This window comes from Protofrankia sp. Cr2, assembly GCF_963555885.1.
In the GTDB taxonomy this organism is placed as follows: domain Bacteria; phylum Actinomycetota; class Actinomycetes; order Frankiales; family Frankiaceae; genus Protofrankia.
In genome coordinates this window covers 30,500-50,241 of sequence record NZ_CAUVXG010000030.1, presented here as the reverse complement: position 1 = coordinate 50,241, position 19,742 = coordinate 30,500, and the positions used below count along the sequence as shown (strand labels likewise).

General features: G+C 67.0%; 17 protein-coding genes and 1 pseudogene. 13 read left to right on the top strand and 5 right to left on the bottom strand.

The window, feature by feature from the left end; genetic code table 11:
- The first annotated feature begins 1 nt into the window (after position 1).
- The 7 genes and pseudogenes from U9978_RS14825 to U9978_RS14795 form a co-directional block, all read left to right on the top strand.
- On the top strand, positions 2 to 196 hold the full coding sequence (locus U9978_RS14825; protein ID WP_322761709.1) for a DUF3046 domain-containing protein: 195 nt from the start codon (positions 2 to 4) through the stop codon (positions 194 to 196).
- A 228-nt stretch (positions 197 to 424) separates the two neighbouring features.
- The gene (gene recA, locus U9978_RS14820) at positions 425 to 1,462 is read left to right on the top strand and encodes a recombinase RecA (protein ID WP_322761708.1); all 1,038 of its coding nucleotides are present in this window, start codon (positions 425 to 427) and stop codon (positions 1,460 to 1,462) included.
- Positions 1,463 to 1,485: 23 nt separating this feature from the next.
- The gene (locus U9978_RS14815) at positions 1,486 to 1,992 is read left to right on the top strand and encodes a regulatory protein RecX (RefSeq protein WP_322761707.1); all 507 of its coding nucleotides are present in this window, start codon (positions 1,486 to 1,488) and stop codon (positions 1,990 to 1,992) included.
- Positions 1,993 to 2,260: 268 nt separating this feature from the next.
- Positions 2,261 to 3,940, top strand: a complete 1,680-nt coding sequence (gene rny, locus U9978_RS14810) for a ribonuclease Y (RefSeq protein ID WP_322761706.1) — start codon at positions 2,261 to 2,263, stop codon at positions 3,938 to 3,940.
- A 91-nt stretch (positions 3,941 to 4,031) separates the two neighbouring features.
- Positions 4,032 to 5,471, top strand: a complete 1,440-nt coding sequence (gene miaB / locus U9978_RS14805; protein WP_416210976.1) for a tRNA (N6-isopentenyl adenosine(37)-C2)-methylthiotransferase MiaB — start codon at positions 4,032 to 4,034, stop codon at positions 5,469 to 5,471.
- Positions 5,468 to 6,220, top strand: coding sequence for a hypothetical protein (locus tag U9978_RS14800; protein ID WP_322761704.1), 753 nt, complete (start codon positions 5,468 to 5,470; stop codon positions 6,218 to 6,220). The genes miaB and U9978_RS14800 overlap by 4 nt, the downstream gene beginning before the upstream one ends.
- Positions 6,205 to 6,957, top strand: a pseudogene (locus tag U9978_RS14795) (alpha/beta fold hydrolase); the annotation flags it as partial. The gene U9978_RS14800 and the pseudogene U9978_RS14795, both read left to right, overlap by 16 nt.
- A gap of 27 nt (positions 6,958 to 6,984) precedes the next feature.
- Here U9978_RS14795 and hflX read toward each other — a convergent pair.
- Genes hflX through lexA form a run of 4 tightly spaced genes read right to left on the bottom strand, consistent with a single transcriptional unit; the run spans position 6,985 to position 11,065 of the window.
- Positions 6,985 to 8,436 (bottom strand): GTPase HflX, encoded by a 1,452-nt coding sequence (gene hflX, locus U9978_RS14790; RefSeq protein WP_322761703.1) that lies wholly within the window; start codon positions 8,434 to 8,436, stop codon positions 6,985 to 6,987.
- Entirely contained in the window at positions 8,417 to 9,325 is a 909-nt protein-coding gene (locus tag U9978_RS14785; RefSeq protein ID WP_322761702.1) for an EAL domain-containing protein, read from the bottom strand. The genes hflX and U9978_RS14785 overlap by 20 nt, the downstream gene beginning before the upstream one ends.
- A 49-nt stretch (positions 9,326 to 9,374) precedes the next feature.
- A complete protein-coding gene (miaA, locus tag U9978_RS14780; RefSeq protein WP_322761701.1) occupies positions 9,375 to 10,289 on the bottom strand; it encodes a tRNA (adenosine(37)-N6)-dimethylallyltransferase MiaA in 915 nt (304 codons plus the stop codon).
- Between the two features lie 2 nt (positions 10,290 to 10,291).
- A complete protein-coding gene (gene lexA / locus U9978_RS14775; RefSeq protein ID WP_322761700.1) occupies positions 10,292 to 11,065 on the bottom strand; it encodes a transcriptional repressor LexA in 774 nt (257 codons plus the stop codon).
- 281 nt (positions 11,066 to 11,346) lie between these two features.
- Between lexA and U9978_RS14770 the strand changes: the two genes are divergently transcribed.
- The 6 genes from U9978_RS14770 to U9978_RS14745 all read left to right on the top strand — a co-directional run bounded on the left by U9978_RS14770 (position 11,347) and on the right by U9978_RS14745 (position 17,459).
- Positions 11,347 to 11,637 (top strand): LysM peptidoglycan-binding domain-containing protein, encoded by a 291-nt coding sequence (locus tag U9978_RS14770; protein ID WP_322761699.1) that lies wholly within the window; start codon positions 11,347 to 11,349, stop codon positions 11,635 to 11,637.
- Between the two features lie 109 nt (positions 11,638 to 11,746).
- A complete protein-coding gene (gene nrdR, locus U9978_RS14765) occupies positions 11,747 to 12,196 on the top strand; it encodes a transcriptional regulator NrdR (protein WP_322761698.1) in 450 nt (149 codons plus the stop codon).
- 76 nt (positions 12,197 to 12,272) lie between these two features.
- Positions 12,273 to 15,125 (top strand): vitamin B12-dependent ribonucleotide reductase, encoded by a 2,853-nt coding sequence (locus U9978_RS14760; RefSeq protein WP_322761697.1) that lies wholly within the window; start codon positions 12,273 to 12,275, stop codon positions 15,123 to 15,125.
- 37 nt (positions 15,126 to 15,162) lie between these two features.
- Positions 15,163 to 15,429 (top strand): hypothetical protein, encoded by a 267-nt coding sequence (locus tag U9978_RS14755; protein WP_322761696.1) that lies wholly within the window; start codon positions 15,163 to 15,165, stop codon positions 15,427 to 15,429.
- Positions 15,426 to 15,821 (top strand): type II toxin-antitoxin system VapC family toxin, encoded by a 396-nt coding sequence (locus U9978_RS14750; RefSeq protein WP_322761695.1) that lies wholly within the window; start codon positions 15,426 to 15,428, stop codon positions 15,819 to 15,821. Before U9978_RS14755 ends, U9978_RS14750 begins: the two co-directional genes overlap by 4 nt.
- Positions 15,822 to 16,187: 366 nt before the next feature.
- Positions 16,188 to 17,459 carry an RNA polymerase sigma factor gene (locus U9978_RS14745; RefSeq protein WP_322761694.1) on the top strand — a complete coding sequence of 424 codons (1,272 nt, stop codon included), beginning with the start codon at positions 16,188 to 16,190 and terminating at the stop codon, positions 17,457 to 17,459.
- Between the two features lie 136 nt (positions 17,460 to 17,595).
- Here the strand turns inward: U9978_RS14745 and U9978_RS14740 are convergent, their stop codons facing one another.
- Positions 17,596 to 19,626 carry an acetoacetate--CoA ligase gene (locus U9978_RS14740; protein WP_322761693.1) on the bottom strand — a complete coding sequence of 677 codons (2,031 nt, stop codon included), beginning with the start codon at positions 19,624 to 19,626 and terminating at the stop codon, positions 17,596 to 17,598.
- Between the last annotated feature and the right edge of the window lie 116 nt (positions 19,627 to 19,742).

Sequence of the window (19,742 nt, the reverse complement as noted above, 5' to 3'; positions counted from 1 at the left end):
CGTGCGACTGACTGAGTTCTGGGCGCGGATGAACAAGCAGTTCGGTTCCGGGTATGCGGAATCGGTCGCCCGTGACCATGTGGTCGCCCGGCTCGGCGGGGTGACGGTGTACGACGCTCTGGCCCGCGGCGACCATGTCAAGGATGTCTGGCGGGCTGTGTGTGACGAGTTCGAGGTACCCGCGCGCGACCGTTGACCCGATTTGCCGCGTGTCGACCGCGTGGTCGAACGAATGTTCGTCTACTGTGGATGCCGAGCGCCCAGGTCTGCTGTGGGCGCTGGTGGCAGGAGGAGAGCCATGATCGCTTCACCCTTGGCCGGTCGGTTGTCCACAGGTCCGGCCCGGCGCTCGAAACTGTCGGACCTGCCCCCTACCGTCACTAACGTGGCCAAGACTCGACGACCTCAGCCTGGAGTGACTCCCATGGCAGGACTCGACCGTGAGAAGGCGTTGGAGAACGCCCTCGCACAGATCGACAAGCAGTTCGGCAAGGGCTCGATTATGCGGCTCGGTGACGAAACCCGTCCACCGGTCCAGGTCATCCCGACCGGTTCCATCGCGTTGGATGTGGCACTCGGCATCGGCGGGCTGCCACGAGGGCGTGTGGTGGAGATCTACGGTCCGGAATCGTCCGGTAAGACGACGGTTGCCCTCCACGCGGTCGCCAACGCCCAGGCGGCCGGCGGGATCGCCGCCTTCATCGACGCCGAGCACGCACTCGACCCCGACTACGCGGGCAAACTCGGGGTCGACACCGACGCGCTGCTGGTCTCCCAGCCCGACACCGGTGAGCAGGCGCTGGAGATTGCCGACATGCTCATCCGATCCGGGGCGATCGACATCATCGTCATCGACTCGGTGGCCGCTCTCGTGCCCAGGGCCGAGATCGAAGGTGAGATGGGCGACAGTCATGTCGGCCTCCAGGCCAGGCTGATGTCCCAGGCGCTGCGCAAGCTGACCGGTGCTCTTTCGAACACGGGCACCACCGCCGTCTTCATCAACCAGCTCCGCGAGAAGGTCGGCGTCATGTTCGGTTCGCCCGAGACGACCACGGGTGGCAAGGCGCTGAAATTCTATGCCTCAGTACGGCTGGATGTCCGTCGTATCGAGACTCTGAAGGACGGTGCGGATGCCGTGGGTAACCGTACTCGGGTGAAAGTCGTGAAGAACAAGATGGCGCCTCCGTTCCGGACGGCGGAGTTCGACATCGTTTATGGCGCTGGCATAAGCCGTGAGGGTTCCCTGATCGACATGGGGGTCGAGCACGGCATCATCCGCAAGTCCGGAGCCTGGTACACCTACGACGGCGATCAGTTGGGTCAGGGTAAGGAGAACGCTCGATCCTTCATGCGTGACAACCCCGACATCGCCAACGAGATCGAGAAGAGGATCAAGGAAACTCTCGGCCTGGTGCCGTCGATCGACGCCGATCAGCCATCCCCACCAGCGGTTGATCTCTGACTGACGGAAGGCGTTGATCGGTGATGCCGGTGTCGGATCGTAGCCGAGAAGAGGGCGCGGATCCGGTGGAGCGGGCACGGGAGATATGCCTGCGCCAGCTTGAAGCCCGCCCACGAAGCCGCGCGGAACTGGCCGCCACGCTGGATCGCCGCGGAGTTGATCCGGAAACGGCGGAGATTGTGCTGAACCGTCTGGTCGCGGTGGGTCTGGTGGACGACAAGGCGTTCGCCGCCGCGTTGGTGTCCTCCGCCCGCGTGAACCGTGGCCTCGGTCGGCGCGGTCTTGCCCACGAACTGCGGCGCCGGGGGGTGGATCCGGAGATTTCCTCGGTGGCTCTGCAGGCCGTGGACGGCCAGGACGAGGAGGCCACCGCACGAACGTTGGTACGACGCAGGCTGGCCACGATGGACGACGTGCCGGCGCAGGTGCGTGCCCGACGTCTGGCCGCGTTGCTCGATCGTCGTGGCTATCCTTCTGATCTTGTGATGCGAGTGGTCACGGAAGAACTGGAGGGTGATGCGGCGGACTAGCATTTCTTGACCGTTCGACAGGCGCAGACCTACGCTCACCGAAGGTGAGAGGGCTCCCGCGGTGACGCGGTTCCGATAGCGTGAAACACGTTCACACGAGAGTGCTTGGCCCGGATCGCGGCGTCTGTAGGCGCCGTCGTGTTCGCTTGGGCTCAACCCGCCCGTCGGTAGCGACACGGATTGACGTTCCGGAACGGCCCGTTTCGTGGGTCCTTCGCCGCTCCGGCCCGCTACTTGCGGGCCAAGGCCGGTAGCGGGAGGAGGACCGATGGGTGTTCTCCTTGCTGTGCTTGGGGCCTGTCTGCTCATGGGTTTGGTGGTCATAGCCGTACTGCTCCTGCGTGTACTGGGCGCGGGTGCGTTGGCGGCGCCCCGGCCTGGCACGGATGACGAGCAGCCGACCGAGCCTGTCGACACCCAACAGGCCGCTGAACGTCGCGAGCAGGCGGAACTGGAGGCCGCCGAACTTATCCGCCGAGCCGAGGAGACCGCCCGGGCGGTGCAGGAAAGGGCAGAGTCCGAATCCGCGCTGCGAGCGTCCCTTGCGGAGGCACAGGCGCATGAATCGGGTCGTAAGGCGGCCGAGACATTCCGCGTGCAGGCCGAGGCGGAGGTGCGGCAACTGCGATCTGAGCTCCACGCACAGGACGCCCGGCTCGTCCAGCGTGAACAGCGCTTGGAGGTTCGCACGGCCGCGATTGACGAACAGGCAAGCCAGCTTGAGACCCGGGACCATGATCTCGCGGCTCGGGAGGTCGAGGTTGCCAGGCGTCGGGCCGAACTTGTCGACCTGGAGGAGGAACGGCGCCAGACGCTGGAGACCGTCGCCCGGCTCACTGCTGCCCAGGCGCGTGCCGAGCTTGTCAAGGTGGTCGAGGCCGATGCCCGCCGCGATGCCGCCGTGCTCATCCGTGACATCGAGGCACAAGCTCGGGAGCAGGGCGAGGACAGGGCCCGGAAAATCGTGACGTTGGCTATCCAGCGCGTCGCATCGGAGGCGACCACCGAGTCGGTTGTTTCCGTGCTGCATCTGCCCAACGACGAGATGAAGGGCCGCATCATCGGCCGCGAGGGACGCAACATCCGCTCGTTCGAGGCGGTCACCGGGGTGAATGTCATCATTGACGACACGCCGGAGGCGGTCCTGCTCAGCTGCTTCGATCCGGTGCGACGCGAGGTTGGAAAGATCACCCTGGAGGCGCTGGTCTCAGATGGGCGCATCCATCCACACCGGATCGAGGAGGAGTACGACAGAGCCCGGCGTGAGGTCGAGGCTCGCTGTATCCGCGCCGGTGAGGACGCGCTCATGCAGACGGGGATCGCGGAGATGCATCCCGAGCTGATCGCCCTGCTCGGACGCCTGCGTTATCGGACGAGCTATGGGCAGAACGTCCTCGCGCATCTTGTCGAGTGCGCCCATCTGGCGGGGATCATGGCGGCTGAACTGCGGCTGCCCCCAGCCCTGGCCAAGAGGGGAACACTGCTTCATGATCTTGGCAAGGCTCTGACTCACGAAGTGGAGGGCAGCCACGCCCTCATCGGTGCCGAGATCGCCCGGCGCTACGGTGAGGACGAGGAGGTGGTGCATGCCGTCGAAGCGCATCACAACGAGGTCGAGCCCCGGTCGATCGAGGCCGTGCTGACCCAGGCCGCCGACCAGATCTCCGGCGGGCGACCGGGCGCTCGCCGGGAGAGCCTGGAGTCCTACGTCAAAAGGCTCGAGCGCATCGAGCAGATTGCCGGCGAGCGCCCGGGTGTTGAGAAGGTGTTCGCGATGCAGGCCGGCCGCGAGGTCCGGGTGATGGTCGTATCGGATCAGGTCGATGACATCGCCGCCCATATGCTGGCTCGTGATGTCGCCAAGCAGATTGAGGACGAACTGACCTACCCCGGTCAGATCCGGGTCACCGTCGTCCGGGAGACTCGCGCCGTCGAAGTCGCCCGCTAGCGGGCTGTCCGGCTGGGAGCGTCCGGCTTGCGCGCCGTAGGCTGGCTGGGTGAGTCCCCGCAGCTATCAGGTCCGGACGTTCGGCTGTCAGATGAACGTTCACGACTCCGAACGCATCGCCGGCATGCTTGAGGCCGCCGGCTACGTACCGGTCGAGACCGGAGTCGACGCCACGCCCGATCTGGTGGTCTTCAACACGTGCGCGGTACGGGAAAACGCTGACAACCGCCTCTACGGCAATCTCGGCCAGATGTACCCTGCCAAGCAGAGCCACCCGGGCATGCAGATCGCCGTCGGTGGCTGCCTCGCACAGAAGGACCGCTCGCTGATCATCGAACGCGCCCCCTGGGTGGATGTCGTGTTCGGAACGCACAATCTACACAGACTGCCCGTCCTGCTGGAACGTGCCCGGCACAACGCGGTGGCCGAGGTTGAGATCGCCGAGGCGTTGGAGGTATTCCCCAGCGCGCTTCCCGCCAAGCGGGTAACACACCATTCGGCCTGGGTGAGTATCAGTGTCGGCTGCGACAACACCTGCACCTTCTGCATCGTGCCGAGCCTGCGCGGCAAGGAGGCCGACCGTCGCCCCGGGGACGTTCTCGCCGAGGTCGAGGCGCTGGTCGCCGAAGGCGTTCTGGAGATCACTCTGCTCGGCCAGAACGTGAACTCCTATGGCCGGTCGCTGGGTGACCCGGGGGCGTTCGCGAAACTGCTGCGCGCGTGCGGGACGATCGACGGCTTGGAGCGCATCCGATTCACCTCCCCGCATCCACGCGATTTCACCGATGATGTGATCGAGGCGATGGCGGCGACGGAGGCTGTGTGTCCGCAGCTGCACATGCCGTTGCAATCGGGGTCGGACGCGGTGCTGCGGCGGATGCGCCGCTCCTACCGCCAGGAGCGTTTCCTCGGGATCGTCGAGCGGGTACGGGCGGCGATGCCCCACGCCGCGATCACCACCGACATCATCGTCGGCTTCCCCGGGGAGACCGAGGCAGATTTTGCCGACACCCTGCAGGTGGTCCGCGAGGCGCGGTTCGCCAGTGCTTTCACGTTCCAGTACTCCCGGCGGGCCGGCACCCCGGCGGCGACCATGGACGGGCAGGTCGAACCGGCGGTCGTGCAGGAGCGCTATGACCGGCTGGTGGTTGTTCAGGAGGAGATCTCCTGGGAGGCCAACCGCATGATCGTCGGTGAGCGGGTGGAGGTCCTGGTTGTCGACGGCGAGGGACGCAAGGACGCCGCCACCGGACGACGATCCGGCCGTGCCCGTGACGGTCGACTTGTCCACCTCCGGCCACCGGCCACGTCCGACATCTCCGATCCCGGGATACGGCCCGGTGATGTGGTGGAAACTGTGATCACCAAAGCTGCGCCGCACCATCTGGTGGCGGACGGTCCGCCGCTGACCCACCGGCGGACCAGTGCGGGTGACCTCTGGCAGAGCGCGCAGCGCACACCGAGTCATGACGGTGACGCTGGGATGACTCGCCGGTCGACCGACCTCGGCATACCCATGCGTCGCCGGTGACGCTGGTCGCTGCGGCGGTCTGCCCGCATCCACCGTTGCTCATCCCCGAGGTTGCCCGAGGCGAACCCGTGGCGGTGCGAGAACCGGCGGTCCGGGCCATCCGCAGGCTGGTCGGGTGGAATCCGGACCTCCTCGTGGTCGTCGGCGATGCCCCACGGACCGCGGCCTACGCGGCCGGTCAGTCGGGATCGCTGGCAGGCTTCGGGGTACCCCGATCGGTGACGCTGGGGCGGGCGCCCCATCATGGTCGGCGATGCGGTGGCCAGCCGCTGTTGTCGTTGTCGTTGTCGTTGACGGTCGGAGCCTGGCTGCTCGAACAGACGTCGTGGCGGGGGGACGTCGTCGGATTCGGTGTGAGCGAGATGACCGCCGTGCGGGATGCCGCGCAGATCGGCGTCGCGTTGGCGCGCCGGGCGGCCAGGGTCGCGTTGTTGGTGATGGCGGACGGCAGCGCCCGGCGGACGGTCGGTGCGCCCGGGGGATTCGACGAGCGCGCCGCGGCCCATGACGCCATGGCGGCGGCGGCGCTGGCCGCCGCTGACGCGCCCGCGCTGTTGCGGCTCGAGCCCGAGGTCTCCCGTGAGCTGATGGCGGCGGGTCGTGCGTCCTGGCAGGTGCTGGCCGGCGCGAGCCTCGTTTCTGGACCGAGCGACACGTACGTACGGTCATGGTTATCTCGCGCTGAGTACGTTGCCGCACCCTACGGTGTGGGGTACGTGGTCGCCTTCTGGGAATGGGGGAGTCGTTAGCCATGCTCTCGACGCCGACGGAACTGCCGCCAGGGGTGCGGCGCCTGACCTGTGCGGGTCTCGCGGCACTGCGAGCCGGTTCACCAGCGGACCCACCGGTCGTCCTGCTGCCCGGCTACACCGGGAGCAAGGAGGACTATCTAGTGATCATGAAAGGGTTGGCGGCGGTCGGGTTCAACGTCATCGCGGTCGACCAGCGCGGCCAGTACGAGTCGCCTGCCGCCGATCCGGAACGGGACTGCACGGTCGAGGCTCTTGCCGAGGATGTCGGGCGGGTGGTCGACGACATCGGTCAGCCGGTGCATCTGCTGGGCCATTCCTTCGGCGGCCTCGTCGCCCGCGCCGCGGTCATCAGCCGACCCTCGTCCGCGGCGAGCCTGGTGCTGCTGTGCTCCGGCCCCGCCGGGATCGTCGGCGCCCGCCGGATCGCGTTGCGAGCCATGCGGGTCGTCTACGACCGCAGCGGCCGCGACGCGGTGTGGGCCGCGGTGCGCGCCGCGGACACCACCAGCTACCCGCCCGGCGGCTTGGAGTTCCTGGAGCACCGGTTCTTCGCCAGCAGCGATGTCGGGCTACGGGTCATGAGCGAGCAGCTTCTCGACGAGCCTGACCGGGTCGGTGACCTTGCCGCCGCGACCAGCGAGGCCGGCGCGCCGGTTCTGGTCGCCCACGGCATGGCCGATGACGCCTGGCCGCCGCATCTGCAGGCGGACATGGCGGTACGCCTCGGTGCCCGCTACGAAGTGATCCCCGGGGCCGCGCACTCACCTGTGACCGAGAACCCCCGGGCCACCGAGGCTGTGTTGATCGATTTCTGGCTGAAACACGGCGAGCGCAGCGGCGAGGCCGACCGGTACCCGGGCCCGCACCACGGTGCCGTCCGCGGTGTGCCGCAGATCGAGGACCTCGCCGTCGGCATGGACCCGTGACACCAGATCGCCGCGGGCGAAGGGCACCAGCACGCACACCTCCACCGCCGGGTGGGGCACACGTTCGGTCAGCGCCTCCACCAGGGTGGACAGGCCCTCGCCCGTTCGTGCGGACACGAACACCGCGTTCGGGATGCCTCGACGCAGCCCGGCCAGTACCTCCGGGTCGGCAGCGTCGATCTTGTTAACCACGATCAGCTCGGGGACATCCCCGGCGTCGACGTCGTTGATCACCATGCGGACAGCCGTAATCTGCAACATCGGATCGGGATGCGAACCGTCGACCACGTGCAGGAGGAGATCGGCGTCCGCGACCTCCTCCAGCGTCGAGCGGAACGCCTCGACGATCTGGTGTGGCAGGTGGCGGACGAAACCGACGGTGTCAGCGAGGGTGAAGGTCCGACCGTCGGGGAGCGTGGCGCGTCGTACCGTCGGGTCCAGCGTGGCGAACAGCGCATCCTCGACGAGTACGCCCGCGCCCGTGAGGCGGTTGAGCAGTGAGGACTTGCCGGCGTTGGTGTAGCCGGCGATCGTGACCGCCGGAACCCCGCTGCGTTGCCGTGACGACCGTTTCGTCGCCCGGATCGTCTTCATGTCGGCGAGTTCGCGGCGGAGCCTGGCCATGCGCGCCCGCAGGCGCCGCCGGTCAGTTTCGATCTTCGTCTCGCCAGGGCCCCGGGTGCCGATCCCACCGCCGGACCGCGACATCGACTCACCCCAGCCGCGCAGCCGCGGCAGCATGTACTGCAGCTGGGCAAGTTCGACCTGCGCCTTGCCTTCCCGGGATGTCGCGTGCTGGGCGAAAATATCCAGGATCAGCGCGGTCCGGTCGATGACCTTGACCTTGACGACATCCTCCAGCTGGCGCAGCTGGCCGGGAGTCAGTTCACCGTCGCAGACAACGGTGTCGGCGCCGACGGCGGCAACGACCTCGCACAGCTCCCGTGCCTTGCCGGAACCGACGTACGTGGCCGCGTCGGGGGTGTCGCGCCGCTGGACGAGTGCGTCCAGGATGACCGAGCCGGCCGTGTTCGCGAGTGCCGCGAGCTCGGTCATGGAGGTCGCGACGTCCGTGGCGGTCCCGGCGGTCCACACGCCGATGAGGACGACTCGTTCCAGCCGGAGCTGACGGTACTCGACCTCGGTGACGTCGTCCAGTTCGGTCGTCAGACCCGGTACCCGGCGCAGGGCCGCCCGGTCGGCGAGATCGAGTCCCTCACCGGTGGCGTCGAAGAAGTGGTTGCGGACGTGGTCGCGGATGGAGTCCTCAATGGCGGGAAGCGTCATATCGCCCTTCTCTGACGCGGTTGGATGCCGGCGGTCGCATCGGTACGGTGGCGGGGGGGTGGGAGGATGATCCCGAGCGCTCATGCCGGCGGTCCGGTCGGCCACGGCCGAGCGCGATCATTCGGGCGTCGTCAGTGGGAACGGGTGGACAGAACAACCGGCCGGCGCCGCGGTCACAGTTCATCGCGGCCAACCTGGACGCGATGACCATGCTGTCAACGCCTTCTGCCGTCACCACCAGCCGCCGTCGGTGAGCCAGCGTGATGATCGAGGCCAGTACGGCTTCACCTTCCAGGTCCCGCTGCATGGCGCGGAGGAAGCGTCCGTCGATCTTCACCATGTCCAGTGGCAGGACGTCAAGAGTCGACATGGAAGCGTACCAGGTTCCGAAGCCGTCGACGCCCACCGCCGGTCCGAACGAGCGTAGGTGGCTCAACAGACGGGGTACCCCGATGTGCGCGAGCCCAAGAGTCTGTTCGGTGAACTCCAGCCCGAGGGCTCCCGGTGGCAGCCCGCGGCCAGCCATGAGGCGTTCCACCTCGACCGCGAAGTCCGGCCGGGTCAGCTGGTCGGCGGTGACGTTCACCCACAGTCGGGGCGGGCGGATGGTGGTCCCCGAAGCCATCTCGTGCCATGTCCGAGCCTCCGCAACAGCAGTTTGAAGGACCCAGCGGCCGACCTGTTCGGACAGGCCTGCGGCTTCGGCGACCGGCATGAACTGCGCCGGGTTCAGCAGACCATGGTCGGGATGTTGCCAGCGCAGAAACGCCTCCATCGCCGGAACCGATCCGTTGCGCAGGTCCACCTCGGGCTGGTAATGCAGCTGCAACGACCCGTCGTCAAACGCGGCACACAGGGCCGGGACGAGGTTCAGCTCGAGCGCGGTCACAGCTGTCTCCAGACGCCGGGATGAACGGGTCGCCGGTACCCATCGCCCGTCAGGCTGAGCGGATCATGCCCGCCACCTGGTCGACGTCAGGACGGTCCAGCCAAATTATGCGGGGATCGCGGCGAAACCACGACCGTTGTCGGCGGACGAATCGGCGCGTCGCGGCAATTGTTGCAAGTCGGGCCGATTCGCCTGATTCGATCGTGCCATCCAGCCAGGCCAGAACCTGGGCGTAACCCAGCGCCCGCGAGGCGGTCCGTCCGCTCCGAAGCCCCATGTCGGCGAGCGTTCGGACCTCCTCGACCATGCCGGCAGCCCACATGTCGCCCACGCGGTCGGCAACCCGGGCGTCGAGCTGGGGATGGTCGAGGCCGATCTGAACGACGTCATAGACCGCGCGGTGCTCTGGTAGGGAGGCGGTGAAGCCGCCGGTCAGCTCCACCACTTCCAGCGCGCGCACGATACGACGACCGTTGCCGACCAGTATGGCGGCAGCTGCCTGCGGCGCGCGTGCGGTCAGGTCGGCATGCAACGCGGCAGCCCCACGTTCGGACAGCTCCCGTTCAAGGCGTGCGCGCACCGCCGGGTCGGTGCCGGGAAACCTGAGATCGTCGATGACAGCCCTGATGTAGAGTCCGGAGCCGCCGACGAGTACCGGGGTCCGGCCGGCAACCAGCAGATCGTCGATGACTGCTCGTGCCCGTGCCTGGTACGACGCCACGTCGGCGGTGTGGGTGACGTCCCAGACGTCAAGGAGATGGTGCGCAATGCCCTTGCGGTCTCGCGTCGGCACCTTGGCCGTGCCGATGTCCATGCCGCGGTAGAGCTGCATGGAGTCGGCGTTGACGATCTCGCCGCCGAGGGTGGCGGCGAGATCGATCGCGAGCTCGCTCTTGCCGGCCGCCGTCGGACCGACGACCGCAACCACTCGCCCGGCCTTCATCCGGTCCGCCCGACCTGCCATGTTCAGACCCGGCGTAGTACCGCGACGATCCGACCGAGGATCGATGCTTCGTCACCCGGAATATCGGCATAGGCCGGGTTCTGTGGCTGGAGCCATACGTGCCCGTCACGGTGACGCAACGTCTTGACCGTGGCCTCGCCGTCGATCATTGCGGCGACTATCTCGCCGTTGTCCGCGACCGGCTGCTGGCGGACGACTACCCAGTCCCCGTCGCAGATCGCGGCATTGACCATGGAGTCTCCGACGACTCTCAGCATGAACAGCGTGCCCTCGCCGACGATCTCACGGGGAAGCGGGAAGATGTCCTCGATCGCCTGCTCGGCGAGGATCGGCCCACCCGCTGCGATACGGCCGAGGACGGGCACGTAGGCCGCTTCCCGGCGGGCGTCGGGCGGGGCGGTGGACTCCCCGGTGCCGGCCGTCAGGGCCGGCGGCGGCCCGAGGTGGAGGCTGTCGCGTGCCGTCGGCCGTACCGGCGTGTCCGCAGAGAGCACTTCCATGGCCCGCGGACGGTGCGGGTCACGACGCAGGAAGCCCTTCTCCTCCAGCATCTTGAGCTGATGCGCGACGCTGCTCGTGCTTGTGAGCCCGACCGCTTCGCCGATCTCGCGGACACTGGGCGGATATCCGCGGCGCTCGACGGCATTGCGGATCACCTCCAACACCTTGCGCTGGCGGGGGGTCAGGCCCGACGCGTCCGCCGGCCCATCCGGCAGGTCGCGCACGGTACCGCGCGGTGGCCGGCCACGTCGGGTGCGGTTGGGGTCGGTGGTCATACCTGCCGTTCTCCTTCGTTTTGCGGTCGTGACAGACTCCGCTCTCTGCATACCTGGTGTTTTCGCCAGGAACCGGAGCCGGTGGTCACGACCGACATCTCATCGGTACGACCGTAACCGCAGCGACCGGATTTCTCAAACGTCTGTTCGAGCGTGTCGCGACGATTCCGTCGGAGCCATGAGGTACAAAATCGATCAGACGTTCGATCGAACGGATGTTCGTAGTTCGTGATCTCGAGGGGTGAAGGGGTGTGTTGAACAGGTGCGTGGTGGAGCAGCCGGTGCTGCCTCCACTGAGATTGACCAGGCGGGGCCGGCTGGTCCTGATTGTCCTCGTCGCGGTCGTCTTCTGTCTGATCTTGTCCGTCGCGCGGGTGACATCGCTGGCCGCACCGCGTGGCGCTGGGGCTTCCAGTCGTGTTCACGTGGTCCAGCCCGGGGAGACCTTATGGGGTATAGCGCGTGTGCTGGCTCCCGAGGGTGACACTCGGGTGATTGTGGCGCGGCTGGCCGGTATGAACCAGCTTGCCACTATCGATCTTGTTCCCGGGCAGACGCTTCGTCTGCCCTGACCGTCCGACACGCCGACCGTTTGCCAGTTCGTGGTGGTGGGCCCTATGGTCGACCACAACATGTAGTAGTTACCGAGTTGTAAGTTTCCAAGATCTTGGGGGATCGTCCGTGCGATGCCCGTTCTGTCGACACCCGGACAGCAGGGTGGTTGACAGCCGCGAGGCTGAGGAGGGCGCCGCGATCCGCCGTAGGCGATCATGCTCATCCTGTGGCCGTCGGTTCACGACGATCGAGGAGGCATCACTGCGGGTGATTAAGCGCAGTGGTGTGACCGAGCCGTTCAGCCGCGCGAAGGTGGTGGCGGGTGTGCGCCGGGCATGTCAGGGTCGACCGGTCGAGGCCGACGCGCTGGCTCAGCTCGCTCAGCTGGTCGAGGACAGGTTGCGTGCGTCGGGAGCGGCTGAGATTCCCTCGGACGAGATCGGCCGGGCGATTCTCAGCCCACTGCAAGATCTTGACGAGGTCGCCTACCTGAGGTTCGCCTCGGTGTATCTGGCCTTCGAGTCCCTGGCGGACTTCGAGACCGCGATCGCGGGCCTTCGGGCGCAGACCGGATAGTTCACGGGCCGGCGCGTTGCCGTCCCTGCCGTACCCGCCACACGCCGTACCCGCCACACGCCAGACGAGGAGCGCCATGACCGAGACCCGTGGCACGAAGTCGAGCCGGTCCGCTGGTAAGAGCACCGGCCTGACGGTCGGACGTGTCCATACCTCGCCCGGGGTCCATCCCTACGACGAGGTCACCTGGGAGCTGCGGGACGTCGTCATGACCAACTGGCGGGACGGTTCGGTCAACTTCGAGCAGCGCGGGGTGGAGTTCCCCGACTTCTGGTCGGTGAACGCCACGAACATCGTCACGAGCAAGTACTTCCGTGGCGCGTTGGGCAGCGCCACCCGCGAATGGTCCCTGCGCCAGCTCATCGACCGGGTCGTGCGCACCTACGCGGCGGCCGGGCTGCAGAACGGGTACTTCGCGTCGGAGACCGACGCCGAGGTCTTCGAGCATGAACTGGCGTGGATGCTGCTGCACCAGGTCTTCAGCTTCAACAGCCCCGTGTGGTTCAACGTCGGCACCGCGGCGCCGCAGCAGGTCTCAGCCTGTTTCATCCTCGCCGTCGACGACACGATGGAGTCGATTCTCAACTGGTACCGGGAAGAGGGTCTGATCTTCAAAGGCGGGTCCGGTGCCGGCCTGAACCTGTCGCGCATCCGCTCGTCCAAGGAACTGCTGTCCTCGGGCGGCACCGCGTCCGGACCGGTCAGTTTCATGCGCGGCGCTGACGCCTCGGCTGGAACGATCAAGTCGGGTGGTGCGACCCGGCGAGCCGCGAAGATGGTCGTGCTCGACGTCGACCATCCCGACATCGTCGACTTCGTCGAGACCAAGGCGCGTGAGGAAAGCAAGATCCGGGCATTGCGGGATGCCGGCTTCGACATGGATCTCGGCGGCCGCGACATCGTCTCGGTGCAGTACCAGAACGCCAACAACTCGGTCCGGGTGACGGACGAGTTCATGCGGGCGGTGGTCGACGACACCGACTTCCACCTGCGGGCCCGGCTCGATGGACGGATCATCGAGACTGTCCGGGCGCGGTCGCTGTTCCATACGATCGCGATCGCCGCGTGGGACTGCGCGGATCCGGGGATCCAGTACGACGACACGATCAATGACTGGCACACCTGCCCGGACTCCGGCCGGATCAGTGCCAGCAACCCGTGCAGCGAGTACGTGCACCTGGACAACTCCAGTTGCAACCTGGCGTCGCTGAACCTGATGCGGTTCCTGCGCGACGATCTGACCTTCGACGGCGAGGCGTTCATCGCCGCCGTCGAGCTGGTCATCACCGCGATGGACATCTCGATCTGTTTCGCCGACTTCCCGACCCCGGAGATCACCCGGGTGACCCGGATGTTCCGTCAGCTCGGGATCGGCTACGCCAACCTCGGCGCGCTTCTCATGGCGACGGGCCGCGCGTACGACTCCGATGGAGGCCGGGCGATGGCTGCCGCGATCACCGCCCTGATGACGGCCGTGGCCTACCGGCGCTCCGCGCAACTCGCCGGCACAGTCGGGGCCTACGACGGTTTCGCGGCCAACGCCCACGCCCATCGCCGAGTGATCCGTAAGCACGCCGCCGCGACCGACACGGTCCGCACGGTCGAAGCGGACGACACCCGGGTGCTCGCCCTGGCCGCCGGCGAATGGGCCCGCGCCCACGCCTTGGGCGAGAAGCACGGATGGCGCAATGCGCAGGTCAGTCTGCTCGCCCCAACCGGCACGATCGGGTTGGCGATGGACTGCGACACCACCGGCATCGAACCCGACCTCGCGCTGGTGAAGATGAAGAAGATGGTCGGCGGATCCAGCATGCGGATCGTCAACCAGACGGTTCCAGCCGCGCTGCGGGCGCTGGGCTACCCCGACGAGACGGTTGAGGCGATCGTCGAGTACGTGGCCGAGCACGGCCATGTACTCGACGCGCCGGGCCTGCGCCACGAGCACTACGAGGTCTTCGACTGCGCGATCGGTGAACGGGCGATCAGCCCGATGGGACACATCCGGATGATGGCGGCAGTTCAGCCGTTTCTGTCCGGAGCCATTTCGAAGACCGTCAACATGCCGGCGGCGGCGACCGTCGAGGATGTCGAGGGGATCTATCTGGAGGGCTGGCGGCTCGGGCTGAAGGCCCTGGCCATCTACCGCGACAACTGCAAGGTCGGCCAGCCGCTGTCCGACCTGCGTGGCGCGCGGCGGTCCGCGGGTGCGGCCGGCCCGGCGCAAGAAGAGTTCCAGCCCGTCCGCCGTCGCCTGCCGAAAATCCGGCCGTCGCGGACCGTGTCCTTCTCGGTCGGCGGCGCAGAAGGCTACATGACCGCCGGATCCTACCCCGATGACGGTCTCGGCGAGGTCTTCATCAAGATGTCGAAGCAGGGCTCGACCCTGTCCGGTGTGATGGACGCGTTTTCCATCGCGATCTCGATCGCACTCCAGTACGGCGTCCCGCTGGAGACCTACGTCCGCAAGTTCATCAACATGCGTTTCGAACCGGCTGGCATGACCGATGACCCCGATGTCCGTATAGCCCAGTCTATGATGGACTACCTCTTCCGCCGCCTGGCGCTGGACTACCTACCCGAGGAGACCCGGGTGGAGCTCGGTGTGTTGAGCGCCCAGGAACGGGCGCGTCAGCTCACCGGACAGTATGGCGGGTCCGGCGCCGTCGAGGCATCGGATGATCCAGCGGCGCCGGTGGCTGGCGACGTGGTCGACGCGGTGCGCCACGCCGGCCACGAGCACCCCTTTGCGCTCACGCGACGGACCGTCCAGGTTCGCGATTCCCTTCCGCCGGAAGTCCCATCAGGGGAGTCGCTGTCGGCGCAGAACGTGGTCGACGCGCCGCTGTGCTTCACCTGCGGGGTGACCATGCGGCCGGCCGGTAGCTGTTACGTCTGCGAACAGTGCGGTTCCACCAGCGGCTGCAGCTAGGCGGCCACGTGCTCCGATTGCATGCATACTTGCATGTATGGTGGCTCTGCAGATTCGTGATGTTCCGGAAGAGATCCGTGACCGGCTGGCGGCGATTGCCCTGGAACGCGGTCAGTCACTGCAGACCTACCTCCTGGACATCGTGCGGGACGAGGTGCGCCGGCGTGACAACCTGGCCGTCCTGGAAAGGTTCTCCCGTGGTTCCTATGGCACGAACCTGGCGCTCGGGGACATTGTGAACACGCTCCGAGCGGAGCGGGCCGCACGGGGCTTCTCCCTGGGCGTCCCGGAAGACGAAACATGATCGTCGTTGATGCTTCTGTGTTCGCCTTCTGCCTACTCGACGACGGTGGCATCGGGGAGCGCTGCCGTTCGGTGCTTCGTGCGGACGACCGGTGGATCGCGCCCGAGCACTGGATGGTCGAGGTGCTGTCGGCGATCCGTGGCAACCTGCTCGCTGGAAAAATCAGTCAGCGCCATGCGGCGGACGCGCTCGAGGCACTCGCCGCGCTTGAGCCGGTGGTTCCCCATACCCGTGTACTGCTACCGCGCATGTGGGAACTTCGTGCCAACCTCACCGCGTATGACGCGGCCTACGCGGCAGCCGCCGAGACATACGGCTGTGTTCTGGTGACCACTGACGGTCGAATGGCCCGCTGCGGTGCCCTGCGTTGCCCAGTCGAGATCATCACCTGACGTCTTGACCGGTGGGTGGCGGGTACGGACATCGGTTGAGGGTTGCCGTATTGCGATCATTCCGAGATCCGGCTGGGGTTGTTTCCATATAGGTTGTCTGTTGTGTCTGAGCTCGATATCGACTCGTGGATGTGGAGAGCTCAAGAGATAGTTAGTTATTCACGACACACCGGCCGATCTGCGGGGTAGTCTTCGCGACAGCGGGTGCAGCGTCCCGAGGGCGAGGGTCTACACTGCTTCGTAGACCCGGCGATCGCTTACGTCCGGTTGTGTCTGAACGCGGAATGGGAGAGACGTCGCCAGACGTTGCCCATACGTGCAAGCACCAAGACCCGCCACCCGCACCGACCTTCGGATCTGCTACTGATGACGCTGCCTGCCCTGGAACTTCATGAGCGCCCCGACGAGCCGCGTACACGTGCCACGAGCACGCGACGCACCCGCCGGACGGCCACTCCTGCACGCACGACGCCTGGCCGTGGCCTGGCGGCCGTGCCCGATGATACCGACGAACTCGACGTTACTCAGGTCGCCGAGCTTGTCGCGCGTGGGCGCGAATCCGGCGAACTGAGTCGCGCCGAACTTCGCGAAGCACTCGAGACCGCTGACCTCGGTCTCGAACTACTTCCCGTCCTGATTGCCCGGTTGACCACCCTCGGCGTCGAGGTCCTCGACGAGGAGGAGCCAACAGGTGGAGCGCCGGCTGCCCGCGCAACCTCGGAGCATGCCGGAACCGCCGACCTCGTGCGTATGTACCTGCGCGAGATCGGCAAAGTACCCCTGCTCAACGCCGCGCAGGAAGTCGAACTGTCCAAGCGGGTCGAGGCTGGCCTGTTCGCCGAGTACAAGCTGGAGACCGACTCCGACCTGGAGCCGGTACTGCGGCGTGACCTCCAGACCCTGGTCCGGGACGGGCATGCGGCGAAACAGCAACTGGTCTCGGCGAACCTGCGTCTTGTGGTCTCGGTCGCCAAGAAGTACAGCGGTCGCGGCATGACCCTGCTCGACCTGGTCCAGGAGGGCAACCTCGGTCTGATCCGCGCGGTCGAGAAGTTCGACTACGCCAAGGGCTACAAGTTCTCGACCTATGCCACCTGGTGGATCAGGCAGGCGATCGGTCGGGCACTGGCGGACCAGGCCAGGACCATCCGGATCCCGGTCCATGTCGTCGAGCAGATCAACAAGATCACGCGACTGCAGCGCCAGCTCGTCTCCACGCTCGGTCGGGAGCCGACCGACGAGGAGCTTGCGCTGGAGCTCGACATGCCGATCGAACAGGTCGTCGAACTCCGTCGGTACGCCCAGGACACGGTCAGCCTGGAGACCGCGGTAGGCGACGACGGCGACTCCGTTCTCGGTGACTTCATCGAGGACGCGGACGCCACCTCGCCCGCGGACGCCGCCTCCTACGGCGCCATGCAGGACGAGATCGAGGGTGTGTTGAGCGGGCTCACGCCACGTGAACGTGAGGTCATGCGGCTGCGATTCGGTCTTGCCGACGGCAAGCAGCACACGCTTGCCGAGGTAGGCAACCGTCTCGGACTGACCCGCGAGCGGATTCGCCAGATCGAGCGCGACACCCTTCGTGAACTGCGTAAGCCTGCGGTCGCGAGCAGACTGCGGGAGTTTCTCGACTGATGCAGCCGGGGACGTGGCACGTCTGGTGATGTAGTGCGTTGTCGTGGTGGAGATCCCCTGTCCGGTCACCGGGCAGGGGATCTCGCTTTGCCAGCGGATGTGGGGCTGTTGGTGGATGTGCCGGTGAACCTGCCGGTCAGTGGGCCGCGGGTGAGATGAACGGCAGCAGCGCCTCGGGGTTCGCGACCGCGCCGAGGCTGACGGCCTGCTCCAGGGGCGCGCCCAGCAGCAGACGCCGGACTGGTACCTCGAGCTTCTTGCCGCTGTGGGTGCGCGGGATCGCGGCGACCTGCTCGACCCGGTCGGGTACATGACGTGGGCTGAGATCATGACGGATCGTGGTCAACAAGGTGTTCATGAAGGCGCCGTCGAGCGTCTTGCCGTCGTCCAACGCGACGTACAGCACGAGTTCGCCGGGCCGCTCGGCGGTCGAGGTGTCAATCACGAGGCTGTCCGCGACGCCGGGGGTGTTCTCCACCACCTGGTACAGCTCGGCGGTACCGATCCGGACACCACCACGGTTCAGCGTCGCGTCCGAGCGGCCATATATGATCATGGCGCCGTCGGGGGTGATCCGAGCCCAGTCGCCGTGGCGCCACACCCCGGTGTAGGTCGAGAAATAGGACGTACGGAGCTGGGAGCCGTCCTCATCGCCCCAGAGGAACAGCGGCATCGAGGGCATCGGAGCGGTGATCACCAGTTCGCCGATCTCGTCGAGGAGCTCCTTGCCGTCGTCATCGAAGATGCTCACCGCGCAACCGAGCCCGCGCGTGGCGATCTCCCCTGCGCGCACCGCAAGGGTGGGCAGGCCCATTGCGACGGCCGTGCAGAGGTCCGTGCCGCCGCTGATCGATGAGAGCATGAGGTCGGAGCCGACCGCGTCGTAGACCCAGGTGTAACCGTCCGGGGACAGCGGCGCACCCGTGGAGCCGATGGTGCGAATCGCGGCGAGGTCCGCGATCTCCCGGGGGACGATGCCCGAGCGTTCACACGCGGTCAGAAAACCTGGGCTGGTTCCCAGACAGGTGACGCCGACAGCTTCGGCGAGCCGCCACAGGGCGCCCAGGTCGGGAAATTTCGGGCTGCCGTCGAAAAGAACCACGGTCGCTCCGGTCAGCAGGCCGGACACGAGCAGGTTCCACATCATCCAGCCGGTACTCGTCACCCACAGAAAGCGGTCGTCGGGGCCCAGATCGAGATGGAGCACCAGCGACTTGAGGTGCTCCAGGAGGATTCCGCCATGGCCCTGCACGATCGGTTTGGGCTGGCCGGTCGCACCCGAGGAGTACAGGATCCACAGCGGCGCGTCGAAGGGAACCCGATGGAAGACGGGGAGCTGATCCTCGGACCCCGCCAGGAGATCCTCCCAGGAGATGACAGCCGGCAGAGCGGCCTGGTGGGCACGCTCGACGGCGTCCGCGGCCAGGTAGGGAATGACGACAGTCGCGCGCAGATCAGGTAGGCGGTCAGCTGCCGCGCCGAGCACACCGAGCGTGTCGAAGGAGTTGCCGCCGTAGGTGTAGCCGTCCACTCCGATGAGCACCGTCGGGGTGATCTGAGCGAAGCGGTCGGCAAGGGCGGTGGACCCCAGGTCCGGGGAACAGGACGACCAGACCGCACCGATGGCGGCGGTGGCAAGCATCGCCACCACCGCATGGACGCAGTTCGGCAGCACCGCGCAGACCCGATCGCCAGGGCTGACACCCAGGCGTCGCAGCCCGGCCGCCGCCGCCGCGACCTCGCGGCGGAGCTCGTCCCAGGAGACTACGGCGGTGGTCGCATCCTCGCGGACGGCGATCACCGCGGGTGCGGAGCCATGCCGGGTCAGGGCGTTCTCGGCATAGTTCACCCTGGCCGTCGGGAACCACCGGGCGCCCGGCAGCCGAGCGTCGGCAAGCGCCGGGCCGTCCCCGCGGTCGCCCTCGACTGCGCAGAAGTCCCAGATCGAGTCCCAGAACCCATCAAGGTCGTCCACCGACCACTGCCACAGGGCGTTGGCGTCCGCCAGCGCTCGGCCGCGCTCAGTAGCCAGCCAGTGCAGATAGGCGGTGACGCCGGCGGCACGGACCCGTTGCGGGGACGGCGCCCACAGCCGCCGTCCCGCGGTACCCGTCCAGGGTCCGGCATTCGGCGCAACCTCGGGTTCATCACCGTGTCCAACAGCCACGGGGTCAGACCCTAACGAATTCGGGACGTCGAGATGGTCCGCCTGCCGGTCGGATCGCGTCGAAAAAATCACGCCATGCAAATGGCTGCCGCCTTTGCCCGGGTTGGTCGGGTTGA